Annotated in this window: 3 protein-coding genes; all 3 read right to left on the bottom strand. The window is 69.3% G+C overall.

The features are described from left to right. Positions 1-507: 507 nt before the first annotated feature. The 3 genes from recN to B0T44_RS26055 are packed head-to-tail and all read right to left on the bottom strand — an operon-like array spanning position 508 to position 4,059. Positions 508-2,280 (bottom strand): DNA repair protein RecN, encoded by a 1,773-nt coding sequence (gene recN, locus B0T44_RS26045; protein ID WP_077116421.1) that lies wholly within the window; start codon positions 2,278-2,280, stop codon positions 508-510. Then, positions 2,258-3,241 (bottom strand): NAD kinase, encoded by a 984-nt coding sequence (locus B0T44_RS26050; RefSeq protein ID WP_077116420.1) that lies wholly within the window; start codon positions 3,239-3,241, stop codon positions 2,258-2,260. Before B0T44_RS26050 ends, recN begins: the two co-directional genes overlap by 23 nt. Then, the gene (locus B0T44_RS26055; RefSeq protein ID WP_077116240.1) at positions 3,238-4,059 is read right to left on the bottom strand and encodes a TlyA family RNA methyltransferase; all 822 of its coding nucleotides are present in this window, start codon (positions 4,057-4,059) and stop codon (positions 3,238-3,240) included. The genes B0T44_RS26050 and B0T44_RS26055 overlap by 4 nt, the downstream gene beginning before the upstream one ends. Positions 4,060-4,239 lie beyond the last annotated feature (180 nt).

A 4,239-nucleotide genomic window follows, 5' to 3' on the forward strand; every position in this document is an offset into this window, starting at 1 on the left:
CGATGGAGTCGGAACCGTCGCTGCCCGTGCCCGCCAAGGTGCTCGAAATCGGTCTCCGCGGCCTCATCAACCAGATGATCGGCGGAGTGAAAAAAGCCGTCCGCTGACCCACGTGCCGGAGCCGCGACCACCTGCGACGCCGCTCCGGCTTCTCAGCAGTCGCCTGCCCGCACTGATATGCGCAGCCGACGGGTTCCGGTGAGCGGATACGGGTTCCCGGCGCCACCCAGGACACCGCGACCGCAGCTGTCGGCGGCGCGGCCGTCCTCTTCTCCTAATCGAAGCTCCCCGGGCCGGTTCCCCAGCCCGCCGCGGCGAGCAGATAGCGGGGGGCCGGCTGAACGACGTCCCTCGGCTCGACAGAGCCGATACACCGGTTCGCGCCCCGGGCACGTTGCCACTCGCGCGGTGCGCGCCGCGAGCTGGGCCATCGATGCCTATGGCCTATCGTCACCGGCCGGTCGAGTGGTGGCCGAGGCGACCGGCCGGGACAAGGTCCTCTGTTGATCAGTACGCAGCCATACGTTCGGCGCGGGCGATGTTCAACAGTTCCCACGCGTGCGCGCGCCCGGTTTCGGTGTCGTCCAGACCGGCGAGCATCCGCGCCAACTCCACCACGCGTTCGTCGTTGGTCAGCGCCCGCACTCCGGAGTTGACGGCGCCTTCCCCGTCATCGGATTTGTTCACCACCAGATGGGTGTCGGCGAACGCCGCAACCTGCGCGAGGTGGGTGACCACGATCACCTGATGGGTGCGGGCCAGCCGCGCCAGCCTGCGCCCGATCTCCACCGCGGCGCGGCCCCCGACGCCCGCGTCCACCTCGTCGAACACCATGGTCGCGCCGTGATCGGAACCGGCGAGCACCACCTCGAGCGCCAGCATCACCCGCGACAGCTCGCCGCCGGAAGCGCTCTTGCTCAACGGAAGCGACTGCGCGCCCGAATGCGCGGCGAGCCGGAACTCCACCTCGTCCACCCCGGTCGGCCCCGCGTGCAGTTCGGCCCCGTCGACGGCGAGCGGCGCTGAATCCTGCGGACCCGCGGACACCGGCCGCACCTGCACCTCCAGTTTCGCCTTGCCCATCGCCAGCCCACCCAGTTCGGCGCTGACGGCCGCGGCGAGCGCACCCGCGGCCTTGCTGCGCGCGGCCGACAGTTTCACCGCGGCGGCCCGCACCCGCTCGGCGGCAGCATCCACCTCGGCGGCCAATGCCGCGAGCGCCTCCTCGGAGACATCCAACGACCCGAGCCGGGTGCGCGCTTCGTCTGCCCACGCGAGAACGCCATCGATATCGGCGGCGTATTTGCGGGTCAGGGTTTTCAGTTCGGCCTGCCGAGTGAGCAACGAATCCAAGGCGCCGGGGTCCGACGGCAGGTCCGACAGATAGCCGCTGAGTTCGGTGGTCACATCCACCACGACCGCGATCACCTCCCCCAACCGCGGCGCGAGCTCGGCCAATGCCGGGTCCTCTGCGGTTTCCATCCGGGAACGGGCCACCCCCAACGCGTCCAGCGCGCCACCGCCGTCTTCCGGGGCGTCGGCCGGTCCGGCCAGCGCCGCATGCGCGGCGACAGCCGCCTCACGCAGCGAGTCCAGGTCGCTGAGCCTGCGGATCTCGGCGACCAGCCGCTCGTCCTCACCGGGTTCGGGTGCGACCGCGTCGATTTCGGTCAGCGACTGCTGTAGCCGTTCGGCCTCCAACGCGAGCTCACGCCCGCGCGCAGTGCGTTCCAGCAGTTCGGTGCGGGCGTCCAGCCAGGTCCGCCGATGCGCCTGATACTCGCGCAACAGCGGACCCACGGTGTCGTCTGCGAACCGGTCCAGTGCCTGCAACTGCTGCTCCGGCCGCTGCAAACGGAGTTGGTCGTTCTGCCCGTGCACCGTCAGCAACGGAGCAGTGAAATCGGCCAGCACCGAGGCGGGTACACCGCGACCACCCAGGTGCGCGCGGGAACGCCCATCGCTGCCGACACTGCGGATCGCGATGATGCTGCCGTCGTCGTCGGGTTCGGCGGCGGCCGACTCCAGCACCTGCTGCACCTCGGCGCGCGCCGCGTCGTTCACGTCGTCGACGGTGAAGCGGCCCTCCACCACCGCTTTCGACGCGCCGAGCCGCACCCGGCCCGCGTCGGCTCTCGCTCCACCGAGCAGGTGCAAGCTGGTGACGACCATGGTTTTGCCCGCGCCGGTCTCACCGGTCAGAACCGTCAAACCTTCGTGGAATTGGGCGGTGGCGGTGGATATGACGCCGAGACCGTCAATCCTTATCTCTGTCAGCACGTGTGCTCTCCGTTCGCCGTCGGCCACGCCAGCCGGTCACCGGCAACTCGAACTTGCGCACCATACGGTCCGCGAACGGCGCGGAATCCAACCGCACCCAGCGCACCGGCTGAGCACCACGGACCGCTTCCACCCGGCCGCCTCGCGGCAGTGCGAGGGTGCGCCTGCCATCCAGGAAAACTATCGCATCTCCTCCGGTGGCAACGGATTCGACCGCGATCCGGGATTCCGGGCTGGTCACCAGCGGCCGCGCGAACAGCGCGTGCGCGTTGCTCGGAATAACCAGCAACGCCTCGAGTTCCGGCCACACCACCGGCCCGCCCGCGGAGAACGCATACGCCGTGGACCCGGTGGGGGTGGCGATGAGGATACCGTCACAGCCGTACGACGACACCGGCCGTCCATCGACCTCGAGCACCACCTCGAGCACACCCATCCGCGCGGCGTTCTCGATACTGGCCTCGTTGAGCGCCCACCCGGTTTCGACGATCTCGTCCTCGACGCGCACGCTGATGTCCAGGGTCATCCGCTGTTCGATGCGGTAGTCGCGATGCACCACCTGCGCCAGCGCCTCGTCCAGGTGCTCGGCCTCGGCTTCGGTGAGGAACCCGATTCGCCCCAGGTTGATACCGAGCACCGGCACCGATGCCGTGCGGGCCAGTTCCGCGGCCCGCAGGAAAGTCCCGTCACCCCCGAGCACCAGCACCATTTCGCAGCCCGCCGCCGCATCCGGGGCGTGTTCGACCACCCGCACCGGGTAGCCACCGGGCCGGTCGAACAAGCGCGCGCCGGATTCGAACCGGGTACTGTCGGCTTCGTCGTCGAGGACCCGCAATCCGATGCCTGCGTCAGCGAAGATCTTCGCGACCCGATGCGCGGTTTCGATGATCTCGGGCCGTCCCGGATGTGAGACCAGCAGAATTTCCCGATGGCCGGACCCACCCGCCGCCTGCGCGTTCACTGTGGACCCTCCTCAACCGCACCTTCGACCAGCGCCGCGACCTGTTCGCGGTCGTATTCGCACGTATCTTCCTTGCGCAGCCACAGGAAGTATTCGACGTTCCCTGACGGTCCCGGCAGCGGGCTGGCCACCGCCGCCACGGTCTGTAACCCGAGTTCCGCGGCGCCGGCTGCCACCGTGCGCACCGCCTCGGCGCGCAATCGGGGATCACGCACCACACCGCCGGAGCCTACTCGCTGCTTGCCGACCTCGAACTGCGGCTTCACCATGGGCAGCAGGTCCGCGCCCGGCGCGGAGCAGGCGGCGAGCGCGGGCAGCACCAGATCGAGCGAAATGAACGACAGATCGGCAACGACCACCTCGACTTCACCGCCGATCGCTTCGGCGGTGAGGCTGCGGACATTCGTTCGGTCGAGCACCCGCACACGTTCGTCGTTGCGCAGCCGCCACACCAGCTGCCCGTATCCGACATCGGCGGCTACCACTTCCCGCGCCTGCTTGGACAGCAGCACATCGGTGAAACCTCCGGTGGAGGCGCCCGCGTCGAGGCAGCGTTTCCCGGCGACGGTCAGTCCCTGTGGTTCGAATGCCTCCAGTGCCCCGAGCAGTTTGTGCGCTCCTCGCGATGCCCACGACACCTCGTCGGCTCGTTCCTTCACCAGCAGCGGAGTGCCCGCTTCGATCGCGGTCGCCGGTTTCCCGGCGACGGCGCCGTTGATCAGGACGCGGCCTGCGGCGATCAGTTCGACCGCGTGCTCTCGCGATCTGGCCAATCCGCGGCGAACCAGCTCGGCGTCCACTCGTGCGCGCCTGGCCACCTCAGATCTTGTCCACCGTCGCCAGAGCCTGTACCAGCACGTCGTGCGCCTGTTCCAGGATGTGCGCGCGCCGGGCCAGGTCGGCGCCGCCCGCGGGGTCGGCGATATCGGCCGGGTGCTGCGCGGATGTGCTCGTCACGAGTTCGGCCAGCAGGTCCCTGATATCGGCGCGGATACGCT

The organism is Nocardia donostiensis (genome assembly GCF_002081715.1).
Taxonomy (GTDB): Bacteria; Actinomycetota; Actinomycetes; order Mycobacteriales; family Mycobacteriaceae; genus Nocardia; species Nocardia donostiensis.